At 34.2% G+C, this 17,412-nt stretch carries 17 protein-coding genes; 14 read left to right on the forward strand and 3 right to left on the reverse strand.

Annotated elements, in window-relative coordinates; all coding sequences use genetic code 11:
• Window positions 1–9: 9 nt before the first annotated feature.
• Both DRF59_RS10675 and DRF59_RS10680 read right to left on the reverse strand, forming a co-directional pair.
• The gene (locus tag DRF59_RS10675) at window positions 10–507 is read right to left on the reverse strand and encodes a BlaI/MecI/CopY family transcriptional regulator (RefSeq protein WP_115959519.1); all 498 of its coding nucleotides are present in this window, start codon (window positions 505–507) and stop codon (window positions 10–12) included.
• Window positions 508–515: 8 nt separating this feature from the next.
• Window positions 516–1,022 (reverse strand): phosphatase PAP2 family protein, encoded by a 507-nt coding sequence (locus DRF59_RS10680; protein ID WP_241505537.1) that lies wholly within the window; start codon window positions 1,020–1,022, stop codon window positions 516–518.
• A gap of 525 nt (window positions 1,023–1,547) precedes the next feature.
• On the opposite strand from DRF59_RS10680, the gene pdhA reads away from it, so the two are divergent.
• The 14 genes from pdhA (at window position 1,548) to gwsS (ending at window position 16,256) form a co-directional block, all read left to right on the forward strand.
• The gene (pdhA, locus tag DRF59_RS10685) at window positions 1,548–2,549 is read left to right on the forward strand and encodes a pyruvate dehydrogenase (acetyl-transferring) E1 component subunit alpha (RefSeq protein ID WP_115959522.1); all 1,002 of its coding nucleotides are present in this window, start codon (window positions 1,548–1,550) and stop codon (window positions 2,547–2,549) included.
• Window positions 2,550–2,636: 87 nt separating this feature from the next.
• Entirely contained in the window at window positions 2,637–4,250 is a 1,614-nt protein-coding gene (locus DRF59_RS10690; RefSeq protein ID WP_115959523.1) for a pyruvate dehydrogenase complex dihydrolipoamide acetyltransferase, read from the forward strand.
• Window positions 4,251–4,363: 113 nt separating this feature from the next.
• On the forward strand, window positions 4,364–5,032 hold the full coding sequence (locus DRF59_RS10695; protein WP_115959524.1) for an ABC transporter ATP-binding protein: 669 nt from the start codon (window positions 4,364–4,366) through the stop codon (window positions 5,030–5,032).
• A gap of 13 nt (window positions 5,033–5,045) precedes the next feature.
• On the forward strand, window positions 5,046–5,624 hold the full coding sequence (locus DRF59_RS10700) for a murein L,D-transpeptidase catalytic domain-containing protein (RefSeq protein WP_115959525.1): 579 nt from the start codon (window positions 5,046–5,048) through the stop codon (window positions 5,622–5,624).
• Between the two features lie 39 nt (window positions 5,625–5,663).
• Entirely contained in the window at window positions 5,664–6,341 is a 678-nt protein-coding gene (radC, locus tag DRF59_RS10705) for a RadC family protein (RefSeq protein WP_115959526.1), read from the forward strand.
• Window positions 6,342–6,391: 50 nt separating this feature from the next.
• Window positions 6,392–7,249, forward strand: coding sequence for a hypothetical protein (locus DRF59_RS10710; RefSeq protein ID WP_241505539.1), 858 nt, complete (start codon window positions 6,392–6,394; stop codon window positions 7,247–7,249).
• A gap of 114 nt (window positions 7,250–7,363) precedes the next feature.
• Complete coding sequence (locus DRF59_RS10715; RefSeq protein ID WP_241505541.1) at window positions 7,364–8,260, forward strand: phytanoyl-CoA dioxygenase family protein; 897 nt, start codon at window positions 7,364–7,366, stop codon at window positions 8,258–8,260.
• A 36-nt stretch (window positions 8,261–8,296) separates the two neighbouring features.
• On the forward strand, window positions 8,297–8,809 hold the full coding sequence (locus tag DRF59_RS10720) for a DUF7935 family protein (RefSeq protein WP_115959529.1): 513 nt from the start codon (window positions 8,297–8,299) through the stop codon (window positions 8,807–8,809).
• An 18-nt stretch (window positions 8,810–8,827) separates the two neighbouring features.
• Window positions 8,828–9,439 carry an inorganic pyrophosphatase gene (locus DRF59_RS10725; RefSeq protein WP_115959530.1) on the forward strand — a complete coding sequence of 204 codons (612 nt, stop codon included), beginning with the start codon at window positions 8,828–8,830 and terminating at the stop codon, window positions 9,437–9,439.
• Window positions 9,440–9,741: 302 nt separating this feature from the next.
• Window positions 9,742–12,474, forward strand: coding sequence for a sodium-translocating pyrophosphatase (locus tag DRF59_RS10730; protein WP_115959531.1), 2,733 nt, complete (start codon window positions 9,742–9,744; stop codon window positions 12,472–12,474).
• Between the two features lie 160 nt (window positions 12,475–12,634).
• Window positions 12,635–13,591, forward strand: a complete 957-nt coding sequence (locus tag DRF59_RS10735) for a DUF6624 domain-containing protein (RefSeq protein ID WP_115959532.1) — start codon at window positions 12,635–12,637, stop codon at window positions 13,589–13,591.
• Between the two features lie 137 nt (window positions 13,592–13,728).
• The gene (locus tag DRF59_RS20985; protein ID WP_115959533.1) at window positions 13,729–13,917 is read left to right on the forward strand and encodes a hypothetical protein; all 189 of its coding nucleotides are present in this window, start codon (window positions 13,729–13,731) and stop codon (window positions 13,915–13,917) included.
• Between the two features lie 76 nt (window positions 13,918–13,993).
• Window positions 13,994–14,962, forward strand: a complete 969-nt coding sequence (gene gwsG / locus DRF59_RS10745) for a grasp-with-spasm system ATP-grasp peptide maturase (protein ID WP_115959535.1) — start codon at window positions 13,994–13,996, stop codon at window positions 14,960–14,962.
• A gap of 196 nt (window positions 14,963–15,158) precedes the next feature.
• The gene (gene gwsS / locus DRF59_RS10755; RefSeq protein WP_115959539.1) at window positions 15,159–16,256 is read left to right on the forward strand and encodes a grasp-with-spasm system SPASM domain peptide maturase; all 1,098 of its coding nucleotides are present in this window, start codon (window positions 15,159–15,161) and stop codon (window positions 16,254–16,256) included.
• On the opposite strand, the gene DRF59_RS10760 is transcribed toward gwsS, so the two are convergent.
• Window positions 16,251–17,393 carry an aminotransferase class I/II-fold pyridoxal phosphate-dependent enzyme gene (locus tag DRF59_RS10760; protein WP_241505543.1) on the reverse strand — a complete coding sequence of 381 codons (1,143 nt, stop codon included), beginning with the start codon at window positions 17,391–17,393 and terminating at the stop codon, window positions 16,251–16,253. The genes gwsS and DRF59_RS10760 overlap by 6 nt on opposite strands.
• Window positions 17,394–17,412: the final 19 nt, after the last annotated feature.

A 17,412-nucleotide genomic window follows, 5' to 3' on the forward strand; every position in this document is an offset into this window, starting at 1 on the left:
AGCATTATATTATACTTTTTTCTTTTTTTTCTTTTTTTCTTTCTCCTTATCCTTTTCTTTGTCTTTTCCTTTTGATTTTTTTTCTTTTTTAGGATTTAGAATCTCTTCAGCATATTCAAATTTTGGCTCTTCTGTTTTTGTAGGCTTTATTTCAATTTTTAAATCAAAATATCCTTTCAGATCATCCTGTGATATTAACTTTTCTTTACATAAAAACTCCAGGATCTCTTTGCCTGAATCATTAAAGAAATTATGGGAAAGCTCTCTCAGAAGAAATGTTTTATATTCTTCAATAGGCACAAGTACTGAGTATTTGAAAATCCTTCCTTCTTTTACAGTAGATAAATATCCTTTTTCAACTAATATCTTCAAATAAGTAGATACTGTATTCTGGTGTGGTTTGGGTTCCGGATGCTGTTCCATAATATCTTTAAGATAAAAGGAATTCAGCTTCCAGAACAGCTTCATAAAATTTTCCTCTGCAGCAGTAAGATGATTTATTTTCATATATTTTTCTAATGTTGAAATTGTATATTGCAATAAAGATAAATAAAAGATACCAGAAATGCTATTCCAGCTCCCATAAATACTTCTTTAACCGTGTGTCTCTTTAATATAATTCTTGTAATTCCGACCAAAACTGCAATGCCCAGCCAGATTAATCCTGTTTTCCAGTCCAGTGAAAAAAATAAAGCTGCTACAAATATATTAAATGCTGTATGCATTGAACTTTTAATATAAAGATTGCTGATCTGCAGGGTAAAAAGAAGAATCAGAATAAATAACATGACAAAGTCAATATAGCCGTTTCTGATATAATTAAAAATAAGATAGGTGATTACACAGACTGCAATAAAGATATAAAGTGTTTTCCTTTGCTGTCTGTTGGAAACATCCATATTGGTATATCTTCCTGTTCTGACATTCCATACCAGCCATATAATAACAGGGATAATAATCATTAATAATATAGGAAGAAAATAAAGTAAGGAATCATTAAATGAATATTTCCTAATGCTCATATATATAAAAAAAATAATAAGTGAAACAAGCGGATTGAAAAAATCTGAAATTACTTTTGATATTTTGTGTATTAATGAAGACTGTTTTTCTTCCATAATCAAGTTTAAAGATCAAATATACCAATATAACCTCAGAAAACAAGAGAAGAAGAGCTATGGATAGGATAGATAATACAGGAATCAGATTGATAAACTACTTTTAAAATAACCAAAAGAGATGTTAACAATAATTAAAGATTAAAGATATCAGGGAATAAATTGTCATGAATTTTCAGTGTCCTGTCTTATTTATTATTTCAGCAAAACTATACAGGCAGGCAGATTCCTTAAATACATCAGTCGGAAAGCAGCTGCTAAGATATGGCTGTATGAGCTTTCCCCGGGCTCGAAAATTAAGAATAATCCATTCGGCCTGCAAATAGATTTTACAGAAAAAACGAAAAGTTATCTATGTATAGAATAAAAACAAAGTTTTTTTCATAATTTTGCTCAACTATTTCATCATAAAAAAGCAAGAGCTAACACATGAAAGAATTTTCTAAAGAGGTATACCTGAAGTGGTATGAAGATATGACAATGTGGAGAAGGTTTGAAGACAAATGCCGTTCTCTTTATCTAAAACAAAAGATCAGAGGTTTTTTACATTTGTATAACGGTCAGGAGGCAATCCCTGCCGGCTTCACGCATGCAATGGATTTAACGAAGGACAGTATGATTACTGCTTACAGATGCCACATCCATCCAATGGCGATGGGAGTAGATCCAAAAAGAATCATGGCAGAACTTTGTGGTAAAGCTACAGGAACGTCCGGAGGTATGGGTGGATCTATGCACATTTTCAGTAAAGAACACCGTTTTTACGGAGGACACGGTATCGTTGGAGGTCAGATTCCTTTAGGTGCAGGTATTGCTTTTGCAGATAAATATTTCGACAGAAAAGCAGTGAACATCTGTTTCTTTGGAGACGGAGCTGCAAGACAAGGTTCATTACATGAAACTTTTAATATGGCGATGAACTGGAAACTTCCGGTTGTATTTGTTGTAGAAAACAATCAATATGCGATGGGAACTTCGGTGAAAAGAACCGCTAACCACGAAGATATCTACAAATTAGGATTAGGATATGAGATGCCTTGCCTTGCTGTAGATGCCATGGACCCTGAAAAAGTAGCTGAAGCCGCTTATGAAGCAATTGAAAGAGCCAGAAGAGGTGACGGACCTACATTCATTGAAGCAAGAACCTACCGTTACAGAGGTCACTCTATGTCTGATGCAGAACCTTACAGATCAAAAGAAGAGGTAGCAGTTCATAAAAATGATGACCCAATCGAATTGGTAAAACAAAGAATTTTAGCAAACGGATGGGCTACGGAAGAAGAACTGGAAGCAATGGATAACAAATCAAGAGATTTTGTTGAGGAATGTATTGAGTTTATGGAAAATTCTCCTTATCCTGAAGCAGAAAAAATCTATGAATATGTGTATGCTCAGGAAGATTATCCATTCTTAGATAAATTAGAAAATTAATAATTAGATAATTTGAGAATTTGAAAATGAATTAATATTTTTTAATTCTCACATCATCACATTAACAAATTATCATATTAGAAAATTATGGCAGAAGTAATTACGATGCCCCGCCTTTCAGATACTATGACGGAAGGTAAAGTGGCAAAATGGCATAAAAAAGTTGGAGATAAAGTAAAAGAAGGAGATATTTTAGCTGAAATTGAAACTGATAAAGCAGTTCAGGATTTCGAATCTGAAGTAGAAGGTACCCTTTTATACGTAGGTGTAGAAGAAGGAGGGGCAGCTGCTGTAGATTCTGTGTTAGCTATTATCGGGAATGAAGGGGAAGATATTTCAGGTCTGACAGGAGGGGCAGTTGCTCCGGATGCAGATACTGAAGAAAAAAAATCAGAACCACAACCTAAGGCAGAAACTTCAGCTGCTGAACCTGTTGCTGCAGAAGTTCCGGCAGGAGTAGAAGTTATTACAATGCCAAGACTTTCTGATACAATGACAGAAGGGAAGGTAGCTAAATGGCATAAAAATGTAGGCGATACTGTAAAAGAAGGAGACCTTCTTGCTGAGATCGAAACAGATAAAGCAGTACAAGATTTCGAATCTGAATTCAATGGGGTGCTATTGAAGCAGGGGATAGAAGAAGGCGGTGCTGCTCCGGTTGATTCTGTACTAGCTATTATTGGTCCTGCGGGAACAGATGTATCTGCTGTAGGGACACCGAAAGCTGCTGTTCAATCGGCTGAAAAACCTGCTGAACAGAAAGCAGAAGCGAAGACAGAAGAAAAAGCTGCTCCGGCTGCTGCTTCATCTTCATCTTCATCTTCTGACAGAGTAGCAATTTCTCCTTTAGCAAAGAAAATGGCTCAGGATAAAGGAGTTGATATTAATAGTGTTCAGGGATCCGGAGAAAATGGAAGGATCGTTAAAAAGGATATTGAAAATTATCAGCCATCTCAGGCGAAACCGGTAGCTTCAGCTCCTGCAGGTGCAGCTGCTCAGGTTGCTGTAAGCTTTGTTCAGGGTGAAGATACTGAAACTCCGAACTCGCAAGTAAGAAATATTATTGCTAAACGTCTTTCTGAAAGTAAATTCTCTGCTCCTCACTATTATCTGATGGTAGAGATCAATATGGATAAAGCGATTGAAGCACGAAAAGAAATCAATTCTTTACCAGATACTAAAATCTCTTTCAATGATATGATCATTAAAGCAACTGCTATTGCTTTAAGAAAACATCCTCAGGTAAATTCAAGCTGGGCAGGAGATAAGATTATTCACAGAGGGAATATTAATATTGGTGTAGCAGTAGCAATTCCGGATGGATTGGTAGTACCCGTACTGAAAAATACGGATCAGATGACATATACCCAGATTTCTGCATCTGTAAAAGATATGGCTTCCAGAGCTAAGAATAAAGGCCTTAAGGCAAATGAAATGGAAGGATCTACCTTCTCTATTTCTAATCTGGGAATGTTTGGTATTGAAACATTTACAAGTATCATCAATCAACCAAATTCTGCTATCCTATCTGTAGGCGCAATTATTGAGAAGCCAATTGTGAAAAATGGCCAGATTGTAGTTGGGAACACTATGAAACTTTCATTGGCGTGTGACCATAGAGTAGTAGATGGCGCTACAGGTGCTGAATTTTTACAGACATTAAGAACATATTTAGAAAATCCATTAACCTTGTTACTGTAATTTCTGAATTGCTAATAATAAAACCTCTCACTTTGAGAGGTTTTTTTGTTTTAAGACCAATAATGTTGTGTAAATTTGTTGTAAAATCGACAATATGTTACTATTTTTGAGTCATGATTAAAGCAAGGAATATCCATAAATCTTATGGGAATTTAGAAGTATTGAAAGGGGTTGATATTCATATCAAAACAGGAGAAGTAGTGTCTATAGTAGGAGAGTCCGGAGCTGGTAAGTCTACACTGCTGCAGATTTTAGGAACCCTGGACCATCCAACGAATTCATCCAAATACGATACGGAAATTGCAATAGCAGGAGAATCGTTTATCAATATGAATGATAAACAGCTTTCCAAATTCAGAAACCAGAATATTGGTTTTGTATTTCAATTCCATCAGCTTCTTCCGGAATTTACGGCATTGGAAAATGTGTTGCTTCCTACAAAGATTGCAGGAGCTAATGAAAAAGAAGCGATTGAAAAGGCTTATGCTTTATTTGAAGATTTAAAAATAGAGCAAAGGCTACATCATAAACCCAATCAGCTTTCAGGAGGAGAGGCCCAGAGAGTTGCTGTTGCCAGAGCTTTAATCAATTCACCAAAAATTATTTTTGCAGATGAACCAACTGGTAACCTGGATTCAAAGAACGCGGATGACCTTCATCGCCTGTTTTTCGATTTGAGGGACAAGTATAATCAGACTTTTGTTATTGTAACCCACAACCCAAATCTTGCTGAAATTACAGACCGGAAACTTGTAATGAAAGATGGTATGATTATCGAATAGCAACCTGATCCAAATGATGAAGCACTTTATTTTCCTTTTTATAATTTTGATCTCCTGTTCAAAAGCTGATTCACAACAGTTGGATACTGTTGGGATACCTCAATCCAGAATCAATGAAATTAAAAACTATATTAAAGGGAAAAAGTATAACCAGGAGCTGGCTATCTTTATTAACTTTAAAATACATTCCGGAAAATACCGTTATTTTATTTATGATCTTAAAAAAAATAGAATAGTCCAAAGGGCTGTTGTATCACATGGATCAGGTTCTGTAATTCCGAATTCGACAGCCTTACAATTCAGTAATACTGAGGGATCATATCAATCATCATTAGGTAAATATGAAATCCGGGAAAGTTATATGGGAAAATACGGAAAAGCTTATCGATTAGTAGGATTGGACGTAACCAATAGTAATGCAATGCAAAGAGCCATTGTACTTCATTCTTACGACTGTGTACCGGATAAAGAATCTTCAGCCCCGGCTTGCCTGAGTTTGGGCTGTCCGATGCTCTCCATAAATGCATTTAAAAAAACGGCAGAATATATTGATCAGTCACAGCGGCCTATTGTCTTATATGCATTCTATTAATACCTTTATTATTATAAATCTTAATTAACACTAGTATCCATGACCATAAAATTTCTTGCAGAAGATGACAGACCAAGGGAAAAATTTTTACAGAAAGGCAAAGATTCGCTTTCCGATTCTGAGTTATTAGCCATCATTATGGGGAGTGGAAATAAAGAAGAAAGTGCCATAGAATTGGGAAGAAAAATTTTAACGTCTGTAGATAATAACTGGCATCAGCTAAGTTTACTTTCTGTTAAAGATCTCATGAAGTTCAAAGGTATAGGAGAGGCAAAAGCAATTTCCATTGTTACAGCTTTGGAAATAGGAAGAAGAAGATCCGGACAGAAAAATCAAAAAAAAATATTTATTTCAAATAGCAACGATGCTTATCTTGCTCTTAAAAGCCAGCTTTCTGATCTTAGAACAGAGGAATTCTGGGCTATTTTTCTGAATAATAATAACAAAGCTATTCATATTTCCCAGCTGACCAATGGAGGGATAAGCCAATCCATTGTGGATGTAAGAATTCTGTTTAAGACAGCATTAGACCATTTTTCAACAGGAATCATCATAGCTCATAATCATCCTTCCGGAAGTTTAAGGCCAAGCAGGGAAGATATTAATATCACACAAAAAATAGATGAAGCCGGAAAAACTCTAAACATACAGCTTTTGGATCATATTATTGTTACGCAGGACTCTTATTTCAGTTTTTCAGATGCGGGATTATTATGATTAGGAGATTAAAATATAATGAAATTGATTTTGTAAAATATGCCCAGTGTTTGGAAAATTCTGAACAGAAAAAGTATTCTGCTACAAAAGATTTTTTAGATATTACTTCCAGAAAGCAATGGGAAGTTTTAGTCTATAAGGATTATGAAGCAGTTATGCCTGTTCCGTTTATCCGTAAATTTGGGATTAAAATTGTTCATAATCCTAAACTCTGTCAACAGTTAGGAGTTTTCTCTGCCAAAGATAATATTGATATTAATGAAAGTTTTCTGGAGTATCTTGAGAAAAATTATCTGATCAGGGCATATCCGTTTAATGATCGGAATATATTACGCACAAGTCTTAGGTTAAAGAAGAATTTTCTAATAAATCCTGATTCCTATGAGACGGTATATTCGAAATATTCACCTAAAAGAAAGAGAAAACTTCGGCTTGATGAAGAAGTTAAAAATAATTCAGAAATAAAAATAATCAGTTATGAAGAAGCTGAAAAATTTATAGAGGCCAATATGATTGGTTTAAATAAAGAGAGTGATCTTTCGGATTTTATGAGAATTTTTAAAGCTTCGTATCATTTGAATTATCTCAGGTTTTCTGCTTTTTTTTATCATCACAAAATTATCAATATTATTGCCACCTATTCGGATTGTAATATGGTTGCCCTTTTGGGAACTTTTAATGATAAAGAATATGTAAAACTTTCTGGAGCTTCGATATTGATAGATACTGTGATCAGGGAAAACATTGAAACCAGTATCTTTGATTTTGAAGGTGGGGAATTACCTAATATTGAAGAATTTTTCAGAGGATTCCGGCCGGAACTGAAGCCATATGCTATTATTGAAAATCCGGTTAAAAATCTTTTCAAAAAATTGTGGTCTTTTCTTTTAAGCGGAAAATTTTTTTAATATGACAAAAACCATTGTTTAGATTGGTTCTAATTAAGTATTATTCCCTAACTTTATAACATACTTATTGCAGCAATTATGTTTCAGCAACTTCGTCATTATAAATTATCATATATGTTGTATAACTTATTTAAAAAAAATAAGTTAAAGCATAATATTCCATTATACCGAAAGTACGGGATTAACAAAAGTTATTTCTCCAGCATCTCCAGTTCTGACTTTGCCCACCTTCCCCAGACGGAAAGAACAGTTAACAAGGATAAACTTGTTTCTACAGCTTTTTTTAAGGAATTGTCCGATGAAAGTAAGGAGAGCGCCCTTCAATATGATGATAACGGATATATGGTTATAAGGGATTTTCTGAGTCATGAAAAGGCTGACCAAATCAATGATGAAATAGAAAAACTGGTTAAAGAAGGGACTTTGAAGTTCAGGTATGGCGGAAAATTAATGTTTGCCATACATCATTCAGAAATTATTAAAAATATAGGGAATGATAAGAAGTTAATGGATTTTTTGTCTGTACTGCTTGACGGCAAAGCTAAACTTTTCCAAAGTATCAACTTTATTAATGGGAGTCAACAGAAAACCCATTCTGACAGTATTCACATGACAACCTATCCTTTGGGCGGGCTTCTGGGAGTTTGGATTGCACTGGAAGATGTGGACGAAAATAATGGAGCACTTCATTATATTCCCCGAAGCCACAAGCTTCCTTATTTTCTGAATTCTGACTATGATAATGAAGGAACTGCTTTCAGAATTGGGAAAAAAAGCTACACAGCTTATGAAGAATTTCTTGAAAATAAAGTAAAAGAGCTGGGATTAAAAAAAGAAATTTTCAGGGCGAAAAAGGGGGATTTATTAATCTGGCATGCTAACATTCTTCATGGTGGCGAACCTCATCTGGATAAAAACAGAACAAGAAAAAGCCTTGTTTATCATTTTTTTGATGAAAACAGTGTATGTTATCATGAAGTTACACAAAGGCCGGCTTTATTTGAGCTGTAATTTCAGAAAATATTAGTAATTTTGCCACCTAAAATTATGGCTAGCTTTTCAGAATATCTACCGTATGCTTTTGCATTAATTGTTGCAATTCCTTTCCTGGTTCTGCTGAGACAATTTGTACATTCATATATTACACTTAAAAATCAGGAAATCAAACTGCTGTCATTAAAGTCAAATTCGGAAAATAAAACCCATTCCTATGAAAGAATGACTTTGTTTCTTGATAGGATTAAGCCCTCCAACCTTGTTCAGAAGTTTGACAGGGAACTGGCTGTTCATGAATTTATTTTCCTTACAGAGAAAACAATTAATGAAGAGTTTGAATACAATTCTTCACAGCAGCTTTATATATCGAAGAATTCGTGGAAAAATATTGTAGACTCTAAAAATGCTATTATAGAACTGCTTCATAAAACTTATGAAGGATTAAATGGAAATGCAGATTTAAATGAATTCAAAACTATTTTCATTATGAACTATATGGAAGGCAACGACTATATTGCAGCCACAATAGAGGACCTTAGAAAAGAAATTTTAATATTAACTTAAAAAATAACAAATAAAATAATGATTCCAAATTTTAAAGCACATCCATGGCATGGAATTTCTGCAGGAGAGGATGCACCGAATGTTGTTAATGTATTTGTGGAAATAGTTCCTTCAGATACAATCAAATATGAAGTAGATAAAGAAACAGGATATTTAAAGGTAGACAGGCCGCAGAAATTTTCTAATATCATTCCTGCTTTATACGGATTTGTTCCAAGAACATACTGTCATAATGAAGTAATGAAGCTTGCTGTAGAAGCTGGTGCTAATGATGTGACAATGGGAGATCATGATCCACTTGATATTTGTGTCCTGAGCTCTCACAATATTCATGCGGGAGGCTTACTAATGGAGGCTATTCCGATCGGAGGCTTTAAAATGATCGACGGTGGTGAAGCTGATGATAAAATCGTTGCTGTAATGATCAACGATCACGCTTTCGGGCATTTCAGAGATATTTCTGAATTACCTGAGGCAGAAGTTAAAAGATTAATGCACTATTTCTTAACCTATAAAAATCTGCCGGATGAGCCTGCCAAATGCAGAATTCATGAAGTGTACGGGGCTGAACACGCAAGAAAAGTGATTAAAGCTTCCCAGGCTGATTATGCGGAAAAATTCGGAGGATAAGATTTTCTCTGATTTTACAATAAAAAAGGATAAACAGAAAAACTGTTTATCCTTTTTTATTTGAGTCAGGAGATTAAGGCTTTCGATGTATAATATCATTAACTACTGAACAGTTTAACGTCTCAAAATAGCCTTATTGCTGTAGTAAGTATCCGGAATGATAATGAATAGTTTTATACCTTGAAAAGCACTCTACAGTTATATTTTATAAGAGGTAATAACAAAAGTGTCAATTTTTTTTAATGCTTTGATGGTAATTATTTGTTATATTTAGTTTTCTATTACCAAAAAAATATTAAACTATGGATCTATTTGTGTTAGTGCCAATTTTTGGTGTCGTGGCTTTACTTTATACATTTCTTCAGAGTAACTGGGTCAGTAAACAGAATGCCGGAAACGAAAAAATGAAGACAATCAGCGGACATATTGCTGATGGTGCAATGGCTTTTCTAAAGGCTGAGTACAAGATTTTGACTTATTTTGTTATTGTTGTTGCTATTTTGCTTGCAGTAATGGGAACTACCAATTCAAATTCTCACTGGAGTATTGGAATTGCTTTTGTAGTTGGAGCTATATTTTCTGCTTCAGCGGGTTTTATCGGAATGAAAATCGCCACAAAAGCGAACGTAAGAACTGCAGAAGCGGCCAAGACTTCTCTTTCAAAAGCTTTAAAGGTATCCTTTACCGGAGGTTCGGTTATGGGGATGGGAGTTGCGGGTCTTGCTGTTTTGGGGTTGGGAGCATTGTTTTTGATTATCAGACAGATTTTTGCTCCTGATGCTCCGGTAGATTCTCATGAAATGGAGAGGACTATTGAAATCCTGACAGGTTTTTCTTTAGGTGCGGAATCTATTGCTCTTTTTGCAAGAGTTGGTGGTGGTATTTATACAAAAGCTGCTGACGTAGGTGCTGATCTTGTGGGAAAAGTAGAAGCCGGAATCCCTGAAGATGATCCAAGAAATCCTGCTACTATTGCAGATAATGTCGGAGACAATGTTGGAGATGTTGCCGGAATGGGAGCAGACCTTTTTGGCTCCTATGTTGCCACGGTTTTAGCAACAATGGTTCTGGGCAGGGAAACTATTTCTGATGATGCTTTCGGAGGTTTTGCGCCAATTCTTTTGCCCATGCTTATTGCAGGAACAGGTATTATTTTTTCAATAATAGGAACTTTATTTGTAAGAATTAATGATAATGAAGGTTCATCCACTTCCAGTGTACAGAATGCTTTGAACCTTGGAAACTGGGGAAGTATTGTTATTACTGCTATAGCATCTTATTTCCTCGTAACTTATATTCTTCCCGACAAAATGATACTCAGGGGGCATGAGTTTACTAAAATGGGTGTTTTTGGTGCCATTATGGTAGGCCTGGTAGTCGGAACTTTAATGAGTATAATTACTGAATACTATACAGCTATAGGAAAAAGACCTGTCTCCAGTATAGTGAGACAATCCTCTACAGGCCATGCAACCAATATTATCGGAGGGCTTTCTGTGGGAATGGAGTCTACGCTGCTCCCCATTATTGTTCTTGCAGGAGGAATCTATGGCTCTTATCTATGTGCTGGACTTTATGGTGTGGCAATTGCCGCCGCCGGAATGATGGCAACAACAGCGATGCAGTTGGCGATAGATGCATTTGGCCCGATTGCAGATAATGCGGGTGGAATTGCGGAAATGAGTGAACTACCTAAAGAAGTACGTGAAAAAACAGATATCCTGGACGCTGTAGGAAATACAACAGCTGCTACAGGGAAAGGATTTGCTATCGCATCAGCAGCTTTAACAGCTTTGGCATTGTTTGCTGCTTTTGTTGGAATAGCAGGTATTGATGGTATTGATATTTACAGGGCTGATGTTTTGGCAGGTTTGTTTGTAGGAGGAATGATCCCTTTTATATTCTCTTCTCTGGCAATAACTGCTGTAGGACAGGCCGCTATGGCTATGGTGGAAGAGGTAAGAAGACAGTTCCGTGAAATTCCGGGTATATTAGAAGGTAAAGCCCAGCCTGAATATGAAAAATGTGTTGCTATTTCTACCGATGCATCAATTCGTAAAATGATGCTTCCGGGGGCCATTGCTATTATTTCTCCCTTATTGATCGGGTTTATTTTTGGTCCGGAGGTTTTGGGTGGATTTTTAGCAGGTGCAACAGTAAGCGGTGTTTTAATGGGAATGTTTCAGAATAATGCCGGTGGAGCATGGGACAATGCTAAGAAGTCATTTGAAAAAGGAGTAGATATTAACGGGCAAACTTACTATAAAGGTTCTGATCCGCATAAAGCATCGGTAACAGGAGATACAGTAGGAGATCCTTTTAAGGATACTTCAGGGCCTTCAATGAATATTCTGATTAAATTAATGTCAATTGTTTCATTGGTTATAGCTCCAACATTGGCTGTGCTGCATAAAGATAAGATTGATGCTAACAGAAAGGCGAAGCTGGAAAGTTTAACCCGTTCGGAAACGGCTCATGGAGGAATAATGACTTCCGATTCAATATTGGTAATCACTCCAAAAGATGTTAAAGGCCATCTTAATGAAAATGGTGATTTTGTGTATGATACAGGGAATATCCAAAAGGTTAATTTAAAAGGAGGAAAGACAATTGCAATAGGGGAAGGCAGTCAGATTTATCAACTGTACAATTCTGTAAAACAAAAAGATAAGTCGATTCTGGATCCCAATCAGTGGTATACCATAGAGAACCTTTATTTTGAAACTGGATCCAGTGACCTTAAACCTGGTTATGAAATGCAGCTGAATAACCTGGCAGAAATTTTAAATGCTTATCCTGAACTGAAAATAAAACTGGGGGGATACACGGATAATAGTGGTACTGAAGAAAGTAACCAGCAACTGTCAAATCTAAGAGCACAAACCGCTAAACTGAAATTACTTGAACTGGGAATATCAGCCGATAGAATAGAAGCTGAAGGATATGGCTCTCAACATCCGGTTTGTGAAGCTAATGATACTGAAGAATGTAAAGCTAAAAACAGGAGAATTGACGTAAGGGTATTGTCTTTATAATTGTGCCTTAATAATAGTAAAACAGTAGTAAATGAGTTTATTACTGTTTTTTTATTATATTTGATTATATAAATTCACTATACTTTGAAAAATACCTAATATTCTGGTTTATATTTTTATGAAAAAGCTATTTATTTTTGGATGTTTTATATTTTGTCGTATGTTTTTTTCTCAAGAATTTAAATATTTTGATTATATCAAAGAAGCTGAAGATCTGTATCATCAAAAAAACTTTAAAGAATCAGCATTAAAATATGATATAGCATATGAATCAATGAATCAGTTGATTGTTCAGAATGATTTATATAATGCTGCTTGTGCCTGGAGTTTGGCAGGGAATAGTGATAAGGCGTTTCTATATCTTGATCATATTGTAGATAATAGGATGATCCAGACCTGGAATGATCCAACTGAATTTTATAAATTATTAATTAATGATAACGATTTCAGAACTCTAAAATCTGATAAAAGATGGTCAGTTTTGGTTGGAAAAGCATATAATAAACAACAAGATTATATTAAAAAAATAAATAATCCTCTAGCAGATAGAATAAGACTAATAGGGATAAAAGATCAGGGTTTAAGGCTGAAACTTGATTCGGTAAGAAAAAAAAGCGGATTGAATTCAGTTTTTGAAAAAGAGCTAATGTTAAAAATAAAGAAACAAGACTCCCTGAACCTCTTTGAATTAGAAGATATTATAAAAAGCTATGGCTGGTTAGGACCTTATGAGATTGGTTATAAGAATAATCAGTATTTATTTCTTGTAATTCAGCATGCTGATCTGAAAACCCAAAAAAAATATCTGCCCGTATTAAGAGAAGCTGTTAGGAATGGGAAAGCTCTTCCAAAAGATCTTGCATATCTTGAAGATAGAATAAACAGAAGGAGCGGTATTCCTCAGATATATGGTTCACAGGTGTATATAGATAAAATCCAAAAAACATATTACCTGTTTCCAGTTCAGAATGTTGATCTTCTTGATTCTAAAAGAGCTTCTGTCGGATTGGAGCCAATATCGACTTATCTGAAAAATTCATTTAATATGGATTGGAATATAGCTAAATATAAGGAAGAAATGCCTTTACTGGAAAAAGAATTGTTAAAAGGCAATTAATTTTTTACTGATTTTTTATAGAAAATTCACTTCAGTATGAATTGTGTTAAATAATGTTAAACTTTGCAATCACTGTTGCTTTATATGTTTTAATTGATTAAGTTAGCTATACATTAATCAAACAAAAGAGAATTATCATGAAAAAACTTAAAAAATTTTCAGTAAAAGAAGAGAATCTAAAAAAAATTAAAGGAGGAGGATTTACTAATCCTGTTTTTGAGGACGGATCATCGTCATCATCATCATCATCTTCTTCTTCGTCATCTTCGTCAAGCTTTGAATCTGACTCAGATTCAGATTCTGACTCAGATTCAGATGCTGATTAAGATTTCTTTTTCTTAGAACGTAAAAAGGATATACAGTGTATATCCTTATTTTTTTTAAAATTTTAAACTACTACCCATGATTTTAATATTATCCAGATCTGATGATGGTTCTACAAACAAGATAATAGATTGGCTTTTTTTATTTGGAAAAAAATTTATACGGCTTAATGGGAATAAAGCTAATTATGAAATAAAACGTATTAACAATAATGAAGTTATAGTATCAATTGAAGGGAATGAAATTAATATTTTAGAAGCTTCAAGTGTCTGGTATAGAAGAAATGGTTTCGGGCACACATCTTTCGAATATACTCTTTCAAAAAATGCTCTAAAGGATGTTTTGAAAAGAGAAATAGATCAATTTTACGTTTATGATCAGATCAGGGATGAGTTCCGTGTTATTTTTGAATATATAAATTTTCTTATAGAAACTAAAATTCCCAATCGGTTAGGAAGTTTTTTCAAAAGAGAAATTAATAAGATGATAACTTTATATCATGCTGAGCAATCGGGCTTTCAAATACCAACTTCTTATATTTTAAGTAAGAAAGAAGATTTGAGAGAAAAGCAAGGGCTTGTTACAAAAGCATTGAAAGATGGAGTGTATTTATTAGGTAAAGAATATGAATATTATTCCTATACGGAACGTATTACAGATGAAATTGTAGAATCTACCTTTGAATCTTCATTTCTACCATCACTATTTCAAAAAGAAATTAAAAAAAAATATGAACTCCGGGTATTTTATCTTAAAGGTGAGATCTTTAGTACGGTTATATTTTCCCAGCAAAAAGCAACTTCTGCCGTGGATTTCAGAAAGGACGGACATTCTATAAGATATATTCCGTACTCGTTACCGGATGACATCAGAGAAAAAATAAATAACCTTATGACAAAACTTAATCACAATATAGGAGCGATAGACTTAATTGTGGATATTAATGATAATTATATATTCCTGGAAATAAATCCCGGGGGCCAGTTTTCATACTATTCAGACATGTGTAACTTCTATATAGAGAAAAAAATTGCAGAAATTTTATGAAGAAATTGAAACTCAATAAACAGCAAAAAAGAAATCTTCCCATTTTTTACAATTATATTTCATACAGAAAAATGGACTCTTCAAATTTTTATTTTCATATGCCTGAATCCAAAAAGTATATGAACTTTACCAATATAAGTGCACCGAACACATTTATATCAAAAATTATTGATTATTCACAAATAGATTAATAAATATGAGTACAGGAGATTTTCTATTTATTTATACTAATGTTTTTTTAATTAAAGGATTTACGCGGACAATGGTATTGGATCTGTCTAAAACGAGTTGGGTCTTTTTTGATAATGACTATGCTGAATTGATAGATCTGTTTAAAACCGATTCAATAAGTAATATCCGTAAAAATATTGACCCTGAAAGTATTGGTGATTTTGATAATTTTGTGACTTTTTTGATAAACAATGATTATGCTGCATATGTTGACGATCTTTCTTTGTTTCCAAAAATTGAAGAGGTTTGGTATAGTCCCTATAAAATTTCAAACTCTATTATAGATTTTAATGATAAAATCCATGATATGAAAAAAATCTCCGAAGAACTCTTTCTGTTAGGATGCCAGTATATTGAGCTAAGGTTTTATTCGGAAATTGAAATTGATAAAGTCAAAGAAATTCTCGATTGTTTTAGAGATAAAGACTTCAGGAGTATTCATTTGATTATTAAATACAATGAAAAACTTACCAACGATTTACTGTTTTCTGTTTGTGCATCACATCTTAATATTTCATTCACAGTTTATAATTCTCCTGTCAATGAATATTTTAAAAATGAATTAGATAATGTTCTTCCTTCAATGGGGTGTATCAACTATATACAACAAAATATTATAGATTGTAGAAGTTGTGGGGTTATTAATTCTACTATTTTTTTTAATCCTAAAAATGTCGGTTTGTTTATGGGGAATAAATTATATAATTCGTGTCTCAATAGAAAGATCTCAATAGATACCGAAGGATATATAAAGAACTGTCCTTCCATGAAGAATTCTTTTGGAAACATAGAAGATAAATCATTGTTGAAGGTTTATGAAGAAGACGCATTTAAAGATATCTGGAATCTTAATAAAGATCAAATAGAGACATGCAAAGATTGTGAATTCAGATATGTATGCAGTGATTGCAGGGCATATACGGAAAATCCTGACAATGCATTTTCTAAACCATTGAAGTGCGGATATAACCCTTATACCGGAGAATGGCATGAATGGAGCCTTAATCCTCTAAATCAGAAGGCAATTAAGCATTATAGAATGGAAGATTTTGTAATCTCATAATTTTTTTTGCAAATATTCCAGAGCCTGGATAATTATCTCATCTTTTTTTGCAAAACTAAACCTGATATAATTTGAGTTCTGTCTTGAATTATAAAATGCAGAAAGGGGGAGGCAGGCTACTTTTTTTTCAATAGTCAGCCATTTTGAAAATTCTACATCAGTCATTGTTTTAGACACATTTCTGAAGTTGACGATCTGAAAAACACTGCCTTCAGCTTTCTGTTCAATCCGTAATGGTGTATTCAGGATCATTTCATTGAACATATCTCTTTTTCTCTGCATCATTTGTTTATTGGCAGAAGGATCAAATAGCTCAAGATATTTTGCCAGTGCATATTGTGCAGGAGCATTTGCGCTGTAAGAAATATATTGCTGATGACACTGAAATAATTCGGTTAATTTTTCGGGAGCAATCATATAGCTGACTTTCCATCCTGATGTGTGGAACATTTTCCCAAAAGAGAATATACAAAATGTCCTGTCTTTAAGATCAGGGTGAAGGTATGAGCTATAGTGTTCAGCATCATCGTAACAGTAAGTGTCATAAATTTCTTCCGAAATCAGATAGATGTTATGATTTTTTATCAGCTCATATAATTGATTCCAGTCTTTTTGTTTCCAGATTTTCCCGGTAGGGTTTTGAGGAGAGTTAACAATAATTGCTTTTGTTTTTTCAGAGATACATTTTTTTAATTTATCCCAATCTATAGTAAAATCATCTCCGAGATCATAATATACCGGCAGGCCTCCATTTATAACTACCGAAGGCCCGTAAGTATAATAGGATGGCTGGATGATAATTACTTCATCGCCTTGATTCATAATAGATTTCAACGCTGTATATAAAGCAAAGGTTGCGCATGGAACAACTGTAATTTCTCTAGGTTTAAGAGTGATGGCATTTATCCGTTTCGCATTGAATCTGATAATATTTTCAATCAAAAGAGAACTGCCGGAAAGAGGCTCATACTGATGATGGGAAAGTTCAGCAGATTCTTTAAGAAACAGTTTTAACCGTTCATCAATATCAAAGTCGGGGAGTCCTAAAGAAAGGTCATAACTTCCATACTGTGCTGCAAGTGCAGACATCTCGGTAAAAAAAGAATAATGAGTGAACCCGTGAATTTTTTCCATCATTTTGCACTTTATCAAATAT

This window comes from Chryseobacterium flavum, from assembly GCF_003385595.1.
GTDB classification, from domain to species: Bacteria; Bacteroidota; Bacteroidia; order Flavobacteriales; family Weeksellaceae; genus Chryseobacterium; species Chryseobacterium flavum.